At 37.3% G+C, this 17,981-nt stretch carries 21 protein-coding genes; 4 read left to right on the plus strand and 17 right to left on the minus strand.

What is annotated here, in order from left to right; all coding sequences use genetic code 11:
- Nucleotides 1-62: 62 nt before the first annotated feature.
- From G6R02_RS15830 to G6R02_RS15900, 16 genes are all read right to left on the minus strand, one after another.
- Nucleotides 63-593, minus strand: coding sequence for a DinB family protein (locus tag G6R02_RS15830; protein ID WP_164670198.1), 531 nt, complete (start codon nucleotides 591-593; stop codon nucleotides 63-65).
- Nucleotides 594-764: 171 nt separating this feature from the next.
- Nucleotides 765-1,076 carry a hypothetical protein gene (locus G6R02_RS15835; RefSeq protein WP_343032924.1) on the minus strand — a complete coding sequence of 104 codons (312 nt, stop codon included), beginning with the start codon at nucleotides 1,074-1,076 and terminating at the stop codon, nucleotides 765-767.
- The gene (locus G6R02_RS15840; RefSeq protein ID WP_164670199.1) at nucleotides 1,073-1,276 is read right to left on the minus strand and encodes a helix-turn-helix transcriptional regulator; all 204 of its coding nucleotides are present in this window, start codon (nucleotides 1,274-1,276) and stop codon (nucleotides 1,073-1,075) included. The genes G6R02_RS15835 and G6R02_RS15840 overlap by 4 nt, the downstream gene beginning before the upstream one ends.
- A gap of 181 nt (nucleotides 1,277-1,457) precedes the next feature.
- Entirely contained in the window at nucleotides 1,458-1,856 is a 399-nt protein-coding gene (locus tag G6R02_RS15845; RefSeq protein WP_164670200.1) for a hypothetical protein, read from the minus strand.
- Nucleotides 1,857-2,059: 203 nt separating this feature from the next.
- Nucleotides 2,060-2,452, minus strand: a complete 393-nt coding sequence (locus G6R02_RS15850; protein WP_164670201.1) for a hypothetical protein — start codon at nucleotides 2,450-2,452, stop codon at nucleotides 2,060-2,062.
- Between the two features lie 121 nt (nucleotides 2,453-2,573).
- Nucleotides 2,574-2,873, minus strand: a complete 300-nt coding sequence (locus tag G6R02_RS20145) for a hypothetical protein (RefSeq protein WP_246202588.1) — start codon at nucleotides 2,871-2,873, stop codon at nucleotides 2,574-2,576.
- An 87-nt stretch (nucleotides 2,874-2,960) separates the two neighbouring features.
- Nucleotides 2,961-3,260 (minus strand): hypothetical protein, encoded by a 300-nt coding sequence (locus tag G6R02_RS20150; RefSeq protein WP_246202589.1) that lies wholly within the window; start codon nucleotides 3,258-3,260, stop codon nucleotides 2,961-2,963.
- Nucleotides 3,261-3,398: 138 nt separating this feature from the next.
- Nucleotides 3,399-4,151 carry a PIG-L deacetylase family protein gene (locus tag G6R02_RS15860; protein WP_164670202.1) on the minus strand — a complete coding sequence of 251 codons (753 nt, stop codon included), beginning with the start codon at nucleotides 4,149-4,151 and terminating at the stop codon, nucleotides 3,399-3,401.
- Between the two features lie 696 nt (nucleotides 4,152-4,847).
- Nucleotides 4,848-5,471, minus strand: a complete 624-nt coding sequence (locus G6R02_RS15865; protein WP_164670203.1) for a hypothetical protein — start codon at nucleotides 5,469-5,471, stop codon at nucleotides 4,848-4,850.
- A 219-nt stretch (nucleotides 5,472-5,690) separates the two neighbouring features.
- Nucleotides 5,691-6,881, minus strand: coding sequence for an acetyl-CoA C-acetyltransferase (locus tag G6R02_RS15870; protein WP_164670204.1), 1,191 nt, complete (start codon nucleotides 6,879-6,881; stop codon nucleotides 5,691-5,693).
- 112 nt (nucleotides 6,882-6,993) lie between these two features.
- Nucleotides 6,994-8,514, minus strand: coding sequence for a class I adenylate-forming enzyme family protein (locus G6R02_RS15875; RefSeq protein WP_164670205.1), 1,521 nt, complete (start codon nucleotides 8,512-8,514; stop codon nucleotides 6,994-6,996).
- Nucleotides 8,515-8,538: 24 nt separating this feature from the next.
- On the minus strand, nucleotides 8,539-9,870 hold the full coding sequence (locus G6R02_RS15880; RefSeq protein WP_164670206.1) for a short-chain fatty acid transporter: 1,332 nt from the start codon (nucleotides 9,868-9,870) through the stop codon (nucleotides 8,539-8,541).
- 207 nt (nucleotides 9,871-10,077) lie between these two features.
- On the minus strand, nucleotides 10,078-10,830 hold the full coding sequence (locus tag G6R02_RS15885) for an amino acid ABC transporter ATP-binding protein (RefSeq protein WP_164670448.1): 753 nt from the start codon (nucleotides 10,828-10,830) through the stop codon (nucleotides 10,078-10,080).
- A gap of 57 nt (nucleotides 10,831-10,887) precedes the next feature.
- Nucleotides 10,888-11,541: an amino acid ABC transporter permease gene (locus G6R02_RS15890; RefSeq protein ID WP_164670207.1), complete on the minus strand. Its 654-nt coding sequence runs from the start codon at nucleotides 11,539-11,541 to the stop codon at nucleotides 10,888-10,890.
- A 24-nt stretch (nucleotides 11,542-11,565) separates the two neighbouring features.
- Entirely contained in the window at nucleotides 11,566-12,717 is a 1,152-nt protein-coding gene (locus G6R02_RS15895; protein ID WP_164670208.1) for a saccharopine dehydrogenase family protein, read from the minus strand.
- Nucleotides 12,718-12,785: 68 nt separating this feature from the next.
- Nucleotides 12,786-13,580 carry an ABC transporter substrate-binding protein gene (locus G6R02_RS15900; RefSeq protein ID WP_164670209.1) on the minus strand — a complete coding sequence of 265 codons (795 nt, stop codon included), beginning with the start codon at nucleotides 13,578-13,580 and terminating at the stop codon, nucleotides 12,786-12,788.
- 201 nt (nucleotides 13,581-13,781) lie between these two features.
- Here G6R02_RS15900 and G6R02_RS15905 point away from each other — a divergent pair, with 201 nt between their 5' ends.
- The 4 genes from G6R02_RS15905 to G6R02_RS15915 all read left to right on the plus strand — a co-directional run bounded on the left by G6R02_RS15905 (nucleotide 13,782) and on the right by G6R02_RS15915 (nucleotide 17,086).
- A complete protein-coding gene (locus G6R02_RS15905) occupies nucleotides 13,782-14,447 on the plus strand; it encodes a GntR family transcriptional regulator (protein ID WP_281347124.1) in 666 nt (221 codons plus the stop codon).
- Between the two features lie 76 nt (nucleotides 14,448-14,523).
- Nucleotides 14,524-15,366 (plus strand): aldo/keto reductase, encoded by an 843-nt coding sequence (locus tag G6R02_RS15910; protein ID WP_164670210.1) that lies wholly within the window; start codon nucleotides 14,524-14,526, stop codon nucleotides 15,364-15,366.
- 249 nt (nucleotides 15,367-15,615) lie between these two features.
- The gene (locus G6R02_RS20435) at nucleotides 15,616-15,711 is read left to right on the plus strand and encodes a putative holin-like toxin (protein ID WP_425509050.1); all 96 of its coding nucleotides are present in this window, start codon (nucleotides 15,616-15,618) and stop codon (nucleotides 15,709-15,711) included.
- A gap of 559 nt (nucleotides 15,712-16,270) precedes the next feature.
- Nucleotides 16,271-17,086, plus strand: coding sequence for an alpha/beta fold hydrolase (locus G6R02_RS15915; protein ID WP_164670211.1), 816 nt, complete (start codon nucleotides 16,271-16,273; stop codon nucleotides 17,084-17,086).
- Between the two features lie 80 nt (nucleotides 17,087-17,166).
- On the opposite strand, the gene G6R02_RS15920 is transcribed toward G6R02_RS15915, so the two are convergent.
- Nucleotides 17,167-17,823 (minus strand): carboxymuconolactone decarboxylase family protein, encoded by a 657-nt coding sequence (locus G6R02_RS15920; protein WP_164670212.1) that lies wholly within the window; start codon nucleotides 17,821-17,823, stop codon nucleotides 17,167-17,169.
- Between the last annotated feature and the right edge of the window lie 158 nt (nucleotides 17,824-17,981).

Consider the following 17,981-nt stretch of genomic DNA (forward strand, 5'->3'; position numbering starts at 1 on the left):
CAATGCTTATTCGACAACTGCGCCCGATTGGTGAAGATTATATTTGCGAATAATTATAACGCTTACTTTTCGATATTGCTGTTATCATAAACCCTCAATTCCACTCCTTTTTCTTTTAAAAACCCATTAATTTGCTGTTTATGGTGATTATCGTGCCATATAAATCCTGCTATGTAATTAAAAATAGAATGCGGGTAACCTGAATATCTGTCGACCTCTTCACCATTCAGTGTAAATTTAGCAAAGAACTCCTCCTCATCCCTTTTTCTTAACTCGGATATAAGCCTAGTTCTTTCCTCAAGCTTTTGTTGAAACAAAAGTTGTTGGGATACGCCAGACAACGCGTATTGTGCTGCTTGCTTATTTAATGTTTCAAAATCAATACTTTTAATCACAGCGTTAAGTTTCATTTGTGGCAACGTTTCCTCTCGAATGTACCTATCCCAAAATGATATATGACTGATAATCTCCGCTATAGACCATTTGCCTTCTGCAATTGGCTCAAAGAAAAGAGTCTCCTCAATTGTCTTCAATGAACCGATATAGAGGTTAAAACTTTCAAAATCATTAATTAGGTCTTCTGTTGTGTACATTAATATCCCCCATTCGTTTATTATCCTCTGCTTGAATCATACCAATATAGCACCCTCAGAGTCTTTATTCTAAAGTAACCTTATATTTAACAAAATGGCCCTTATAAGCGAGAAGAGGGTAGATATTTTTCGATTACTGCGCCCGATCGTATTGCGGAACGATTTGAATCGTTAAAAATAGTAATTAGCTATGAAAATAATAGCGAGGAATAAAACAAGATAAAAAATTGTCCATAAGATTGCTTTTGATGGTATTTTTACTTTTTCCTCTTCTGTTTCCGTTTGTTTATATAAAATACTTCTTGACCACCAAAAGACTGCTGTACCCACCAGAAGGATTGTCATTTGCCAACCTAATTTACCAGTAGTGATAAAATCGTAAATAGCCCATATTAATAATGCTGCTGTATAAAACATAAAAGCATTTCTTGCAGCTTTTATATTATGGTTTTGCTCCATTTCATCTGCCTTACGTAATTTCATTTAGCACCCTCCTCAAAAATAAATAAATTATCCACCGTAGTAGAAAGACTTTTTGATAACTTAAACGCTAAGCTTAAGGTAGGATCATATTTATTATTCTCGATTGCATTAATGGTTTGTCTCGTAACATTGCATTTATCCGCTAGCTTTCCTTGAGACATTTTCATTCCTTTTCTTATGAGTCTGATATTATTTTTCATTTTTCGTACACCCTTTATTGTAAAAACCTTTTTACATATTAAGTATAAAAAAACTACACATTTATGTCAAATACTTTTTACATAATACGTGTAGCATTATTTGATTTAATGGATTTTATATTCAATATTGACGTTCTTCTTTATTAGTGATAATCGCCCAACTCTGGAACATATATAATATTCAATGCTTGGCATATTGCTCTTCTCCAGTTTTAAAAAATGAACTTCTTACATAGAACGTATATGCTAAGACAATTATCGACCAAATTAAATTTCCGACAAATGGCTGTTGATGTTGATTTGATATAAGGGTGAGACTTACTAAACCAAAAAACGCAGAATAGGTAATCATCAGCCAAAACACCCATTTTTTAAGCCGTATATATCCGTAAACCATTCCCATTGAAAATATTGCAACCAATATCCTCATAGGTTGTTCAGGTACACTAGGAACACCAAACCTGTCAGCTATGCCAATGGGATCTGCATTAACATCATAAAAAATGACGGTATATAATAAAATAATGGCACCAAAAATATAAAAATAACTTATTAGAGAAACGCCCAAGGGTCTTTTCAATTTTATACACCCCTCCCTATAACAGCTTCTCATTGATTCAATTTTAACATAATCTTATTCAACAAACTGCCCAATTCAGTCATACGCTTATTCAATTACTGCGCCCGTTTGAGGAAAATCGTTTCAAAAGACCTTATTAAACTAATGCACCCTTTAGTGAAAGAGTGACTTTATCCATACAATAAAAATTTATTATAATGTGCTTAACTTACTTCACCTTTAATTTCCTTATTTTTTTGCCTTAAGTCATCTAAAGATACTTTAGATAAACTGATTTCTTTCAAAACAAATTTGTCAGATTGATGTTTATAGATATAGTGCAAATTGTAGACCTTATCTTTTTCTAACAAATTCCATACATTTTTATCGACCTCAAAAGTTATATTCTTAGGTATGTGGTTGGTATCAAGGGTTGAGAAGGTTGCCTTAAATTTTTCATTATCATGAGATTCATCGTCCACCTTCTTGTCAATCAATTCTCCAGGTTGAGTAACTTCAGATGTCATTTCATTGTTAGAGCAACTAATTATAATGAATGGCAAAGATAGTAATAAAATAGTTTTGCTTAATGATTTAAACACTTTTAAAGCACTCAAAAGCAACATCACTCCTATTCACCATATTTTACTTTGGACATAAAAATAGATTAGTAAATATTCCTGCGGCGTTAGTACAAGAAACGACTGTTCTTGTTAAACAGTCGCGCCCGTTTGCTTACTAATCCATATTAAGTATTTTAATCAATTCTTCGACCTTTTCGTCATCACCCGGGTCAATGGACACTTGTTTGGTATCCTTGATAATTTCTTTGTAAAAGTCTTCACCAGCGGGGTATTTGCCGTCCCAACGCAGAGGAACGTCATACTCATTAATCGTTCCATCCCCATTACTGCTATAAGTTACAGACCCATCTACTAAGCGAGGACCTGCCAATTGGAAAAAATCTTCCGGATAGTTGGCACTCGTTTTATCGTCAGGATTAAGTGGCTCACCAGCTGGAATAGGTTCAATATTCAATTCACTTATATCTTGATTCTCTCCAAGCTGTAACCAGACTCGGGCATATTCTATTTCTTCAGAGGTATACTTGGATAGTGCTTTACCCTACTCTTCGCTTTCAGATTGATCATTTGTACCTTTGCTTTCTTTTTCTTTTGAAGATGTTTTGTCAGAATCATCGGTTTCAGGTTCCTCCAATTCCGATTCTGATACAGACTCCGACACATCTTCTTTTTTATCTGTTTGGTCACTTTCTGTATCATCATCTTTTTCAGGTTGAGAAGCAGAGACGTCCTCTGTTTCTGTTTTATCATTGCTTTCGTTTTGACTTGCATCATCACTACACGCCGCAAGCAATAATGCTGTTGTAAATAAAATCGCCATTGATAATAGTATTTTTTTCATAGTTAATGCCTCTTATCCCCTTTGTCAAATCCCCTTTTCATGTATAAGGTACCATATATAGTATCATGTTATAATTCGTAAATAACTGTATTACCATCTTAGATGGCACAATTGGTATCTATCCCTAACACTACGCCTCTACATATCAATAGCATCTACATTACTGTGAAGGAACATCAGGGGTAGAATTTTAAAAGACTCTGCATATGTACATTTTTCATCTGCCTTATCCGCTATTTGCATCGCTTTTTTAGTAAAGTAGTTAGTTACAAATGAAAGGTGTTCACCAGAAAACTGACTATTATGTGCTTGAATTGCCTTAAGTTTGTCTTCCCAAAATCCATCCACATTAATAAACGTATTTGGATGATAGGTCATATAATATCCCATTGCTTGAACTCGATGTGGTTCCGTCCCCTTTTCAAGTTGTTCTGGATAAAATCGAAAGTTACCACTTGTTCGCGCTGCATGAGATACAACTTTTCCCGTAACAATGTGGTCAATATGTGTTTCATAATATAGCCAAGGGTCAACGGTAAAAATAATATCAGGACGCACCTTCCGAATCACGCCCACTAACTTCTCACGCAACTCTTCATGATCATACAGATGTCCATCGGGCAATTCCAACCAATGAAAGTCCTTTACGCCTAGAATTGCTCCTGCTTCCTTCTGTTCCTTTTGTCGTATCTCAATAAGCTCTTCATTTGACAGACGTTCGTCGATACCTCCAGAACCACCATCAGTTACCGTAAGATAGTGTACCTCCACCCCTTTATCTACTAGTTTTGTAATTGTCGCGCCAGCACCAATATCATTGTCATCAGGGTGCGGTTGAATAAATAGCGCCCGTTTCATATCAAACGGATTTGGAATCTTGAATGGTATCATAATTTTTACCTCACTTTAGCAACAATAGATTAAATTTGATATTTCATAGTAAAGAACAATAATTTTCTCATCAGTAGTAAGGGATCTTCTATGAGAAGTTTCCATCATTTCTCACTTATTCCTCAATTTATACAATAGATTCATGTTCCAACCTAATTAAAATTCCACTTCTTTTATGTCATCACCTTACTTTGTGATTATTTCAAATTTCTGTTACTTTCACAAGTTGTTATTCCATTAAATGGTCCAATTGCAGTATAACCTTATATTACTTTTACCTCTAAAGTCCCTTCAGCTCGATTGTGGACTAGCAATGATGAACCCAAAACCTTTGTCACTATTATAATCGAATCTGAGAAGATGTAGGTGGCATGATTTTTTGAAAAAAATCATGCCACCTTTTTTACATTAGGATACGATTATAGATATGAAGAAGGAATTTTTACTCTAAAAAATATTACCCTTCATGAGGCCAATCTTCATACTATTCGTTCACTTCTTCCATAATAGCTCTTGTAATAAACACCAGTTGTTGGCCTTTGATTCCTTCTTTCATCAATATACGTTTACCGATTTTTGCGGTGTTCACTGGTCCAGTCCTGGCTGAGGTTCTTTTTTCTTTGAGCACCTTATGGATTAAGTCTGATTGTCGAAGGATTCCATTCAAAGTAACAGCCGGAAATTCTAATTTATAAATTATTCCTGTTCCATCTCTTCAAATGCATCAGGGTAAACAACGGTGTCAAAGACCTTGCCAGTCTCTGCATTTTCCATATTAACGTTGACTTCATAATCATCCGGGTCTACCCCATCAAATAGTTGATAGTAGAGACCGGACATCGCCAATCCCAATGCTGCAAAACCATCAAAGCTGTTTTCAAATTTTTGTTGATCGACGACCATGGTGAATTCAGAGAATGAATCATTGGCCTTCACATCTTCAATGGAAGTGTAGTCCTTATTATTTTTAATTTCATTAATGGTCTGGTTTACACTGTCTTTTAGTTCATTCATCATTTTCTTATGCGTGGACTTGGACATTGTATATGTTAGTGATTCGTCATCATTCTCTTTCACCTCAGAAACACCGGCTTCTTTAGCCTCAGCAATAACTTGTTTTTTGTCCTGACCTTCTAATAACGAAGGCGGTATTGTAATTTTCACCCTCAGAAGACTTTCATCCACGTCTATAGATTCATCTTGCTTTTCTTGATTATCTTTTTGATTGCTTTTATCTGTATTTTGCGATTCGTTATCCCCATTACTGCAAGCACCTAAGACTAAAGTGATGGTAAGTAACATGAATAATAGTTCTTTCATTTTGATTCTCCTGTTCGGTTAGTTATTTTAAATACATAATGTGAACCTTTCGATTATTTTATGCTAACAGATAGGGTATACAAATATATGCTTATGGTTTTTATCTAAAGAAAAGAGATTTCCAGTAAGTCTGTTAACTTACTGGAAATCTCTTCCCGGGCCCATATTTTTTAATTTTCTGTCAGTTTTTAGATAAAATGGAACATATACCTAAGAATATCAACCTTTGTATTGACTTTCAATTAACATCGAAATACCCTGGCCGCCCCCAATACAAAGGCTTGCTAATCCATACCGCAGCCCCCGCTCTTTTAACTCGTATGCAAGTGTCAAAAGTAGCCTGGATCCACTGGCACCAACAGGATGTCCAAGAGCTATTGCCCCACCGTTAACGTTTGTAATTTCTCTGTTTAACTGAAGCTCTTTTTCAACTGCTAAATATTGTGCGGCAAAAGCTTCATTAATTTCAACGAGGTCAATATCACTAATGTCCAGTCCTGCACGTTCTAAAGCCATCTTAGAAGCAGGTACCGGACCGATCCCCATGATTGTTGGGTCAACACCTGCAATTCCCCAAGAAACAATTTTAGCAAGTGGCTTTTTGCGTTCTCCCTTAACATAATCTTCTCCGGCAATGACCAAAGATGCAGCACCATCATTAATCCCACTAGCATTCCCGGGTGTCACGGATCCATCATCTTTAAAAGTAGGACGAAGCAGTGCTAATTTTTCCTCGGTAGTATTTGCTTTAACATGTTCATCTTGGTCAAATACTTGAACACTTTTGCGTGTTTTGATTTCAACGGGAATAATTTCTTTCTTGAACCTCCCTGACTCTGTGGCACGAGCTGCCCGCTGATGACTTTCATATGCATATTCATCCTGATCCTCCCGGGATATACTATATTTATTGGAAAGGTTCTCTGCTGTAATCCCCATACCACATCCACAGTATTGATCGGTTAAGGTGTTTAACAACATATCTTCAAGTTTAATGTTTCCTAGTTTTTTTCCGGCGAAGCGACTTGTGAAATCGGCGTGGGGTGACATGGACATGTTTTCTGTTCCACCTACTAAAGCAGTCTTTCCTTCTCCAAGACGAATACCTTGTGCGGCAGATACAACTGCTTGCAGCCCTGAACCACAAAGACGATTAACAATCAATGCCGGTGTTTCCTGTGGTACTCCAGCATGCAATCCGATATGCCTTGATAAGTAAGCGGCATTTGTGCTTGTTTGAATAACATTACCGTATACTATCTGGTCAATCGCTTCAGGTGAAATATTAGACCTTTTCATTGCTTCAACAGCAGTCAATCTTCCCATTTCCATTGCTGAAATACTTCGAAGTGATTTTCCAAAACTACCAAATGGTGTTCTAGCCCCATCTAAAATATAAACGTCGTTCATTTTTTATACCCCTTTCATTATTAAATAGACGAAGTTAAGGAGTTACTATTTCTTTAATTAACATGGCTGCTAATACCATCACGAACTATTAGCAGCCATTGTTTCTTCAAATCTATTTGTGTTTTTCCCTAAGTAAATTTTTCTGTATTTTGCCAATTGACGTTTTAGGGAATTCATCAACAAAGTGATACTCCTCTGGTATCTTAAAGGATGACAACTGCTTTTGACAAAATGCTGTTAACGTTTCTGCATCCAAATTTTTATCCTCCGTCTCAATATAGGCAACAACTTTTTCTTCCCTAAGTGTGTCCGGCGCTGCTATAACTGCACAATTTATTACAGATGGATGATCAGAGAGAACATTTTCTATCTCTAGTGAAGAAATATTCTCACCTGCCCGCTTAATTACATCCTTGCCACGATCAACAAACCAAATATAACCTTCATCGTTCATATAACCATTGTCCCCCGTATAGAGCCAGCCATCATTTATTGTTTTGTTCGTCTCAAATTCATTTTTATAATAACCTTTCATTAGTGACGGGCTTTTAATTATAATTTCACCAACTGTACCGTAAGGACACTCCAAACCTTCCTCATTTACAATTTTCACTTCCTGGCCAAGCCCTGCTTTTCCAATCGAAAATATCCCCGTTTCAGGATCTTCCTGCATTTCATCATAAAACGGTGTTGTGATATTCGTAGTGATAGATTCAGTCATTCCAAACCATTGATAAAGTGGAATCCCAAATCGCTCCTTAAACGCTTCAACATCATTTTTTGTCACAAATAAACCATAGCCGATTTGTCTTATTGAATGTTTCTTTTCATAAGGATGACTTTCCAACTCCAGCAGGATTTTTATTATGGTGGCTACAAAACTGGAAACAGTAGGTTGATATTTTTCAACGTTGTCCCAAAAACCATTGGCACTGAAACTTTCCAATAGAATAATAGAGCCACCGACAACAAGAGTTGACATGGATGTATAGTATTGTGAGTTTACGTGAAATAAAGGTAAAAATATTAAATAGCGGTCCTCCGGTGTCAATCCCTGATATAAAACAGAAGAGTGGCCTGCATATAAATAATTTTCATGTGTAATTAATACACCCTTTGGCTTTGCGGTAGTACCCGAAGTATACATAATTCCGCATACATCCTGAGAACCAACCTGTTTTTTGTGTGAAGAAGCATCCATTTTTTTGACATTGTTCTCCCACTCCTGATTTTCAGCCTGATGAAAGAGAAGTGGGACATCTTTAATTACTTCTTCAATTTCTTTTGTCTTAAAGGCTGGATTATAGATAAACCCCTTACTTTCAGAATGCTCAAGAAAATATCTTAATTCCGAGGCGGTGGATGCTATATTAATAGGAAGCATTATTGCACCCAAGGCACCGCATGCAAACCATATATAATAGAATTCAGGAGAATTTTTAAGCATCATGGCCACTGTATCGCCTTTCTTAATGCCCTTTTTCTCTAACCATGCTGCTGTTTTGTTTACTCGGTTAAGCATTTCCTCATATGAAATAATTTCTTCTTCAAAATATAGAAATGGCTTTTCTTTATATTTTTTTGCTTGTTTTTCAAGATAAGTATAAATGGTCATATCCCCATGTGTCAGCATTAAAATCACCTTTCTCTCAGTATGTTAAAATACAATTGGGCCTAATGTAATTATTATGACGGACACGACAAATAACAGAACCATAGAAACCAGACAATAACCCCAGATATCTTTCAATCCAAGTCTAGCTAACCCTAATGCCGGTAATACGAAAAATGGCTGTAACAAGTTGGTAGTCATATCACCAATAGAAACTGCAATGACAGCCACAGAAGCTGGTAAATCAAATTCCTGTAACGCTTCTAACATAATAGGACCTTGAATCTGCCATTGCCCGCCAGCTGATGGAACAAATATATTTACTATAGCCGCGGATACATATGAGAATATAGGAAATGTAAATTCATTTGAAAATGATACAATCGATTCGGCAATAATGGTGATCAGTCCTGAGCCAGCCATCATGCCCATAATACCTGCATAAAAAGGAAACTGAATTAAAATTCCTCCAGATGAAGGCATCCCACTAACAATTGCTTTAAAATAACTGTTGAGGGAACCGTGTAAGGCTAATCCCAAAATAATAAAAATAAAGTTCAGGATGTTCAATTCCAAATTAAATCCATTTTGGGCAAAGTACATGATAATCCATAATGAACCAAATAGGACAATTGCATAGTTAATAATTTTGCTATTATCAACTTTTTCTGCAAATGTGTTACTTATCTTATTCTTGAAATCATCATTTTCACCATTCTCTTCACTATTAAACGGAACTACATTTTCTTTTTCCGGCATCATTTTAATATACGCGAAGATAACTACGATTAAACCAATGAACGCTGTTAACAGCATCGTCGGACTAAAGATTGTTTCTGTCAGCGGAATAAGACCGACCTCTTCTTCCAGTGAGTGACCTGGTGTATTTACCAGAAGCGGTGCCGTTAATGTGATACCCGCTGGCAGTATTGCAACCGTCGCAGTATACGCTGCTGCAATCAATAAACGAAAATCTGCTTGCGGGACTCGCTTGGCAACCTCGATAGCAAAAAGAGCTCCTAATACAAAACCCAAACCCCAACTGATATACCCTGCTGCAGCTGCAACAAGCATTGTTGTAATCAAAGCCGACTTTTGTGTTTTTGGCTTTGATGCCACACGTATTAATAACTTTTCTACCGGCGGGGCTTTTACCAAAGCATAACCGGTTACAAGGATCAGAATCATCTGCGTTGTAAATGTGAGAAAATCCCAAAACCCGGTGTACCAATGGTTTGTCATATCCAATATTCCTTCATCAGTTAGCGTTAACCCCATAATTAATGTGATAAAGGTTAGCAAAATAGCAAAGCTAAATGCATTTGGCAAATAGTTTTCAATGAGCTGCTGAAGCTTTTCTGAAAATGATCTTAACATAATCTCTCTCCCCATAATGATATGGCATGTCTTACTAAATTCTATTAAAAAATGATTAAAAATATGTGTACAAAAAGGGAGTCGAAATAAAATTGGGCAAAAAAAAAGCTTTACAATAGAAGCTTCTCATATTGGGTTGAAAAGCTTATTTCCTAGTAAAGCAATAGCACTATTGAACACAGCTCTTTCATTATTCTTATGGTAGGATTATATCTCATTACTAACGTCCCTAAGAAACTCTTTTGTACGTTCCTCCTCTGGGTTATTGAACATTTTATCTGAACTTCCTTCTTCTACAATTAAACCATCATCCATAAAGATAACTCGATCTGCAACATCTTTAGCAAACTCTTTTTCGTGTGTTACAACAACCATCGTCATTCCTTCTTTAGCCAATTCTTTCATTACTAGAAGTACTTCCCGGACAAGTTCAGGGTCTAATGCTGATGTAGGTTCATCATAGAGCATTACCATCGGTTCCATAGAGAGTGCTCTTGCAATAGCAACTCTTTGCTGCTGTCCTCCAGAAAGTTGTGCAGGATAATGTTCCATTTTATCTGCTAGGCCAACTTTTGTCAGTAGATCTATCGCTTTTTCTTTGGCCCGTTCCCGATCCATTTTTTTAATTACAATCGGTCCTTCCATTACATTCCCCAAGGCAGTTTTGTGCGGAAATAAATTAAATTGCTGGAAAACAAACCCAGTATTTTGACGAAGCTCCCTTATATCCAATTTTCTCTGTTTATTTTGTGGAAGTCCGGCAGTTATTTTGTTCTTACCCAGTTCTACTTCACCATGATCCGGCTCTTCCAGAAAGGTTATGCAGCGTAACAATGTTGATTTACCTGAGCCGCTTGGCCCCATAATGACCACAACTTCACTTTTGTCTACATTTAGATTAATATCTTTGAGAACTACATTATCATCAAAAGACTTCCTGATATTCTTAAGTTCTATAATACTCATATCCTTCCTCCCATCATAAAGTGATCATGTATCTGTAGAAGTAGTGGGGCCTTAGAAAACATGCCGTGAAGTCCGTTTCTCCATATAATCCAATAACACCGTGAAAAATGTGATAACAATCCAATAGAGTAATGCTGCCAGTAAATAAATAGTTAATGGTTGAAAGGTCTTAGCAATTATTAAAGTAGACATCTGTAGCAGTTCAGTTACAGTAATTACTGAAACCAATGAAGTGTCTTTAATCAATATGATGTATGTATTAGACAAAGTTGGAATTGCAATTCGGATACTCTGAGGCAAAATTATTCGTCTCATTGCCTGGCCGTATGTCATGCCCATTGAAACTGCGGCTTCTGTCTGACCTTTATCAACTGCTAAAATTGAGGAGCGGAAAGATTCAGATAGATATGCACCTGCGTTTAAACTTAAAGCTAAGATTCCTGATGTAATAGGACTTAATGCAATATCTATTTGCGGAAGACCGTAATAGATAACAAAAATTTGTACTAAAAGAGGGGTACCCCGAAAAATAGATATATATACTGTGCCAATTGCTATCAACACTTTAATTTTTGAAATTCTTGCGAGTGCTGTAAAAAACCCCAATATTAATGCAAATACTACTGAAACTACTGCTAATAAAACTGTTATTCCAGTAGCTTTTAATAAAGGAGGTAAAGATTCAATTACTATTAAGAAATCCATGCCGTATCCCCTCCATTAATATTATTAATAATTTTCCTCTTGTGCTTTAATGATAATCCCATGATTATTTAATTCATTTAAAAATGGCTCAAATTGATTACCAATGATAATATTTTCGACCGGTACTACACCCGTTTCTTCAATTTCACCCAACAGAATCCAATTAGCCACTAACATGGCGGGTATTGCTGTGGTTTTAGCCATTGAAGTAATATTACGTTTATGGTCATAAAAGTCAACCATTTCCCACCTAAAAGCAGTGTTCAACCCTGCCTTTTTTCCCTTCGTAACAACACGTAGTACCGTGATATCTTCACTGGATTTGCCACGTAGCTTTGGCTCCAATATCTTTTCTGTTAGTTTTCTAGGACTAATTAAATTTCCATCTATTTCAATAGAATCTTCGTCCAGGAATCCAAGCTCGGCAAGAGTAGACATTTTACCCCAGTGGCCGGAGTACCGGACCGTTTTTTCATATAGCTTCTTGACCTTGTCTTTAAGGGTATATGCAGCGCTGTGTGCATCAGTGACTACCGCTTCACATTCTCCAACGGGATCCGGGAAGTCTATAGACTCCAGTCCTGATAAAGGAGGCAAACTGATCAGCTCGCCGTTCTCTGCTGCAAGGGCAGGTCTTGTATATAAACCCATCACACTCTCCAGTCGAAAAACAACTTGATACCATAACGGAGGAAGTGGATGCTTTGGTATCCCACCGCATACCATTACAGCTTCATCTGTTTCATCCAGTAATTCAATTCCTTTGGCAGCTAAAATATTGGTTATTCCTGGCGCAACCCCACACCCCGGTACTATGAGAACACCAGCATCTTTTGCTTTGGCATCTAATTTCACTTTTTCCTCAAATTTAGAGCCGACTAAATCAACAAGGTTACATTTGGCATCTATTGCTGCTTTTATTGCTGACATACTTAATGAATGCGGCAAACATGCAATTGCGACTTCAGCATCTTTTAATACTTCAAAAATATCGTTTTCGGTCCTTAAATCTGTTAATTTCCCAACCACTTTTGGGTTATCTGCAGCTTTCAGACATTTATTTATATTCTCCTGAAAACCGTCAACTGCTGTAACCTTATCTATATTTTGATGTTTTTCAAGTTCACAAACCACGGTAGTCCCTATCATCCCTGTACCTAGAACTACTACATGCATAGAAATCCGTCTCCCCTCTATAAGGACAACTACAGCCCAAAATTACAACATCACAATTCGTTCTCTTGTTATTTAACCAATGGTTCAGAATCAAACCACTTTTTGTAAATTTCATCGTAAGTACCATCTTCAATCATTTCAGCAAGTAGTCCATTTAATTCTGTTACGAATTCATCACTATTATTTTTCACTGCCATACCTATCTCATCTTTATTAACAACATCACTTACTATCTCAAGTGGGAGATCTTCATTTTTTATGTTGTAGCTCATTAACAACTGGTCATTAATGATTACATCCAATCGGCCATTAATTAAGTCCTGAATATAATCATTCACTGCTTTATATAGAACAACATCAGCCCCGTCAACACTGTTAGCCACCTCTTCAAATGTTGTGCCTCCACCTACTCCTACTTTCTTTCCTTTTATGTCCTCTAACTTGGAAATACCACTTGAACCCTCATTTGCGATTAAAACTGAACCCGTAACCACATATGGGTCAGTAAAGTCAACACTTTTTTTTCTTTCTTCGGTAACTGTCATTTGGGCAATTATAATATCGAATTTATCTGCTTTGAGCCCTCCAATAAGACTGTCCCATTTAGTAGCGACAAATTCTGTTTCAACGCCTAGCCTATCTGCCAAATCATTTGCTATATCAATATCAAATCCAGCATATTCATTGTTATCATTTAAGAAATTAAAAGGCTGGTATGTTCCTTCTATACCAACCCGCAACACCCCAGATTCCTTCACTCGTTCCAAGACATTTTCTCCTTCACTAGCTCCTTCACCTTCACTGCAGGCTGAAACTACTAATACAAGAATCAACATCATGAAAACTTGAATAATTCGTTTCATTTTTATCCCCCTAACTTTTAATTGGCAACGCTTACATTAAATCACTGACCCTCCTTTCCGTTTTAAGATTATATTTATGCAGTGGTTCAAAATTGTAGTACAATATGCATATTTTTTACATTGAAATATTATAAATTAATGAATTGAATTCAAGACTAGGGGGTAATTACCATAAAAGGGAAGCAGTCCATTAAAAATTTTATTTATAATCATCTGAAAGAAGCAATTTTAACAAGACAACTCCCACCTGGAAAACAATTAATCGAAAATGCAATTTCTGAAAGATTGAAAGTTAGTCGCACCCCTATCAGAAATGCGATAAATTTATTAGCCGATGAAGGATTGGTAAAAATCATACCTAATAAGGGAGCTTTTGTTATAAACCCAACAAAAAGTGAGATACAACAAGCTTATAGCCTTCGAAAAAAACTAGAGATTATGGCAGCTGATTTATCCATGGAAAATTTAGAAGAAAGTGATTTTACTAAGATGTCCGAGTGTATAATGAAAGAAAGAGATGCATTATTCAATAAGGACTTAATGACCTATTTAACTCTAAATCAAGAATTTCATATGATTTACGTCAACAAGTGCGGGAATATGTTCTTGATAGATTTTATTACAAAATTGATTAATCAAACATCAATCTATCTAATGCTTTTTGACATATTTTTTGAAGACCGATCACCAAAACCATATGGTTATAAAGAGCATTCGGAAATCATTCAGTTATTCAAACAAAAAAATCGTTCTGAACTAAAACTGTGTTTAACCAAGCATTTTGATAATGCGATTAATAGCCTAAACGTCCATAATGAGTATAAGGATTTGGACGGAATATTTGATAAGACTGATTACAAATATTAAAACGGGGAACTCAGCATTTTACCCTGACTATGTGTTACCATACTAGTAAATAAATCCAGTTCAAGGAGTGACCACAATGACAAACCAAATACCAGAAATCACACTAAATGACGGCATACAAATACCAGCACTCGGCTTTGGCACGTTCAGACTTTGGGGAAATGACGGTGCTGCTTCAATTGCCAGTGCCATCGATCATGGCTATCGTTTGATTGACTCAGCCTACAATTATGAAAATGAAGGAACTGTCGGAGAGGCAATGAAGCGCACATCCGTACCGCGTGAGGAGTTACGAATTACTTCGAAGCTTCCCGGCCGTTACCACAGCTATGAAAAAGCAGTGAAAGCTATTCAGGAATCACTCTACCGGGCAGACCTGGACTATTATGATTTGTACTTAATCCATTGGCCAAACCCAATACAGGATCAGTATGTTGAAGCATGGCAGGCTTTAATTGATGCAAAAAAATGGGGGTTGATCCGTTCCATTGGCGTCTGCAATTTCCTTCCTGAGCATCTGGAACGGCTGGAAAAAGAAACAGGTGTATTGCCGAGTATCAATCAGGTGGAACTTCATCCTTTCTTCAACCAGGAGGAACAGCGCAAATGGCATAAGGAAAACGGTGTTGTTACCGAATCCTGGAGTCCCTTGGCACGCGCCAATGATGTTTTTGGTAATGACACGATTAAAGATATTGCAGAAAAGCATGGGAAAACCGTTTCGCAGGTTATTTTGCGCTGGCATTATCAGCATGGCGCTGTGGCAATTCCAAAATCTGCTTCACCACAACGGCAGTTGGAGAATATGTCCATTTTTGATTTTGCTTTGAATGATGACGATATGAAGGCGTTGGATGGGCTGACACGTCCGGATGGGCGTATGAATGATCAGGATCCTGCTGTTTATGAGGAGTTTTAAGTCTGGATAATTGAAATAAGGCTGCCTACTACCGTGAATGCGGATGGGCAACCATATCTGATCGAAATATATGTAAAGCTTTATGATAATATAATATAATTTCTGTCAAAACTTAATTTAAAGCTTCAGTAAAATTAAAAATATTGATATAATTAAATTGAGCTGCATAAGCAGGATGGGGCGGTGGAACCTTTGCTGCTCGTCACTTGACATGGGTATGTCAAAACGAGAAGGGAGGTGATGCCGCAGATGATTACTTTATATCAAGGCATCGTGCTCATGATTAGCTTTGGGTCATTACTCATTGCTGTCATGACGCTTATTGTTTTGATAATAAAAAAGTAATCCCCTCCTGTATAATTGGTCGGTAGGGGATTACTCTCCGATCCACCGCAACTTCTTGCGGCGCTGCTCAGAAGAACTCCGGCATCCTACTGTCGGGGTTCTTTTTAGTAATATGCTTTCTTCTTCTATTATATGCCATGAATAATGGTAATGCAAGAAAGCCTTCTTAATAATTTGCTTTTGTATCAGTTTTTCACAGTATTCGTTGCTTTAAACTTGACTGTTTTCGCATGAAATCTGACCAGCAATCCGGCTACTTTTTTTCGGATGCAGGTTGATTCGGGATTTGCGCACTGCCCCGCACGTTTTATGGCTTTGCTCGCACGTTTGGAGCACCCCCTCGCACGTTTATGGGCGATGCTCGCACGTTTCTAGTGCCATAGTTAGCTGTTGGACAATTACCGCAGACCCAATTTATTGAGAAAACAGCCTTTTCTTAAGGTGAAATTCAGAACAAATCGGCCATAATATTAGGTTCATCAGAATCAAGTTATTTTGTAGACTTTTCAGAGATATACTAAACTAGTATATAACTAATTACTATAAGGAGATGAAGGGTATGTCCGTGTTAAGCGGAAAGTATGTTGAAGTTGATCCTGGAGTAGAGCTGTTTGTGCAAGATGTCGGTCAAGGTGATCCAATTGTGTTTATTCCGGGTTTTACATTCACAACAGAGGTATTTTCTAAGCAAGTTGATTATTTTGCGAAAACAAATCGTGTAATTGTCATTGACCCTAGAAGTCATGGGAGATCCACCATTTCCGTACATGGCAACGATTATGTTACACACGGCACAGATTTGGCTAAGGTATTAAAGCAGTTAGATGTAAAAAATGCAACACTTGTTGGATGGTCTTTTGGCTGCTTTACGGTCTGGGAGTATTTTAAACAGTATGGGGAAGAGAATATTAAATCAGCAGTTTTAGTCGATATGCCGCCAAAATCATTATCTGTTCATGAGGATGATTGGGTTGAAGGAACACTGGATGACATCTCTGGAATTTACACTTCAAGCTTGCGGACCCCACAAGGACAGAGGGAATTCATTACCGCCTATGCTACGCAAGTAATGGTACAACGGGAATTGGAACAGAAAGAACTGAATTGGCTTGTTGAAGAATCTTTAAAAACGCCATACTATATTGCGGCAAACCTTTTCGCAGCGGGCATGTTTTCTGATTATCGTAATGAGGCGAAATCTCTAAGCAATTCCGTTCCTGTTTTAACAGTATTTGCCGAACATTGGGCTGAAACGGCCACAGCTTTTACGAAAAATACTTCGCCTGAATCGAAAATTGAAGTTCTTGGTGGTCATATGATGTTCTGGGAGCATGGTGATAAATTCAATGAAATGATGACTCGGTTTTTAAAATAAAAGCAAGGCTAAAGAGAGGTCTTACTAAAAAATCGTAAGACCTCTAGTTATTAAAATTCTTCTCCAAAAAGGAATCACGTTTATGCTTCTCCATAACTCTCAATCATATTAGCCATATGCGCATACGACCCTCCGGCAAGCAATGCAGCAGCAACCAATACCGCTTCACTCAGTTCTTCTCTTGTTGCCCCCTGTTTCTCGGCATTCTTCGTATGGACATCGATGCAATAAGGACAAAGTGTTGCATGACCGACAGCAACCGCCACGATTTCCTTAAACTTCTTACTTAACTTCCCTTCTTTCATAGCTGCTGAATTGAAACCAGAATAGCCCTGGAATGCATCTTTTGCGTTCTTTCCCAATTGATTGAGATTTTTCAGATTGGAGCGCTGATACAGTGTGTCATCTGCGTCATCTGAAAGTGCATTATGCATATTGGTACTGTGTGTTACAGCACCACCCGCTTCAACTGCGGACGTTACCATGACAGCCTCCACAAGTTCTTCAAGGGCAGCCCCTTCTTTCTTTGCGTTTTTGGTATGTTTATCTATGCAGTACGGGCATTGCGTGACATGTGCAACCGCAACCGCAATGATTTCCTTATCCTTTTTGGCCAAGGCGCCTTCACTTAAAGCACTTGCTCCAAAGTCCGAAAAAGCCTGGGCCTGATCCGGAGCGAGTTCTTTAAGTTTATTTAAATGTTCTGCATGACTTTTTTCGTAAAAGTTAGTAGCCATTGTGAGCCCTCCTTTATATTATATTTATTTCACTAAAACTGACTGTTAAAACAAGTTTTTAAAATATCACAATTTCATGCCCAATTGATCACATATGATTGATAATCCCATAAATCGGGAAACCGTCACTACGAACCTGATTATTAATGTTCAAACGC

The organism is Virgibacillus doumboii (assembly GCF_902806455.1).
Taxonomy (GTDB): domain Bacteria; phylum Bacillota; class Bacilli; order Bacillales; family Amphibacillaceae; genus Lentibacillus; species Lentibacillus doumboii.

What these genes read in the sequence shown, in the direction of transcription:
- G6R02_RS15830 (WP_164670198.1), bottom strand. Translation starts at nt 593, where the DNA reads ATGTACACAACAGAAGACCTAATTAATGATTTTGAAAGTTTTAACCTC.
- G6R02_RS15835 (WP_343032924.1), bottom strand. Translation starts at nt 1,076, where the DNA reads ATGAAATTACGTAAGGCAGATGAAATGGAGCAAAACCATAATATAAAA.
- G6R02_RS15840 (WP_164670199.1), bottom strand. Translation starts at nt 1,276, where the DNA reads ATGAAAAATAATATCAGACTCATAAGAAAAGGAATGAAAATGTCTCAA.
- G6R02_RS20150 (WP_246202589.1), bottom strand. Translation starts at nt 3,260, where the DNA reads ATGAAAAAAATACTATTATCAATGGCGATTTTATTTACAACAGCATTA.
- G6R02_RS15860 (WP_164670202.1), bottom strand. Translation starts at nt 4,151, where the DNA reads ATGATACCATTCAAGATTCCAAATCCGTTTGATATGAAACGGGCGCTA.
- G6R02_RS15865 (WP_164670203.1), bottom strand. Translation starts at nt 5,471, where the DNA reads ATGAAAGAACTATTATTCATGTTACTTACCATCACTTTAGTCTTAGGT.
- G6R02_RS15870 (WP_164670204.1), bottom strand. Translation starts at nt 6,881, where the DNA reads ATGAACGACGTTTATATTTTAGATGGGGCTAGAACACCATTTGGTAGT.
- G6R02_RS15875 (WP_164670205.1), bottom strand. Translation starts at nt 8,514, where the DNA reads ATGCTGACACATGGGGATATGACCATTTATACTTATCTTGAAAAACAA.
- G6R02_RS15880 (WP_164670206.1), bottom strand. Translation starts at nt 9,870, where the DNA reads ATGTTAAGATCATTTTCAGAAAAGCTTCAGCAGCTCATTGAAAACTAT.
- G6R02_RS15890 (WP_164670207.1), bottom strand. Translation starts at nt 11,541, where the DNA reads ATGGATTTCTTAATAGTAATTGAATCTTTACCTCCTTTATTAAAAGCT.
- G6R02_RS15895 (WP_164670208.1), bottom strand. Translation starts at nt 12,717, where the DNA reads ATGCATGTAGTAGTTCTAGGTACAGGGATGATAGGGACTACCGTGGTT.
- G6R02_RS15900 (WP_164670209.1), bottom strand. Translation starts at nt 13,580, where the DNA reads ATGAAACGAATTATTCAAGTTTTCATGATGTTGATTCTTGTATTAGTA.
- G6R02_RS15910 (WP_164670210.1), top strand. Translation starts at nt 14,524, where the DNA reads ATGACAAACCAAATACCAGAAATCACACTAAATGACGGCATACAAATA.
- G6R02_RS20435 (WP_425509050.1), top strand. Translation starts at nt 15,616, where the DNA reads ATGATTACTTTATATCAAGGCATCGTGCTCATGATTAGCTTTGGGTCA.
- G6R02_RS15915 (WP_164670211.1), top strand. Translation starts at nt 16,271, where the DNA reads ATGTCCGTGTTAAGCGGAAAGTATGTTGAAGTTGATCCTGGAGTAGAG.
- G6R02_RS15920 (WP_164670212.1), bottom strand. Translation starts at nt 17,823, where the DNA reads ATGGCTACTAACTTTTACGAAAAAAGTCATGCAGAACATTTAAATAAA.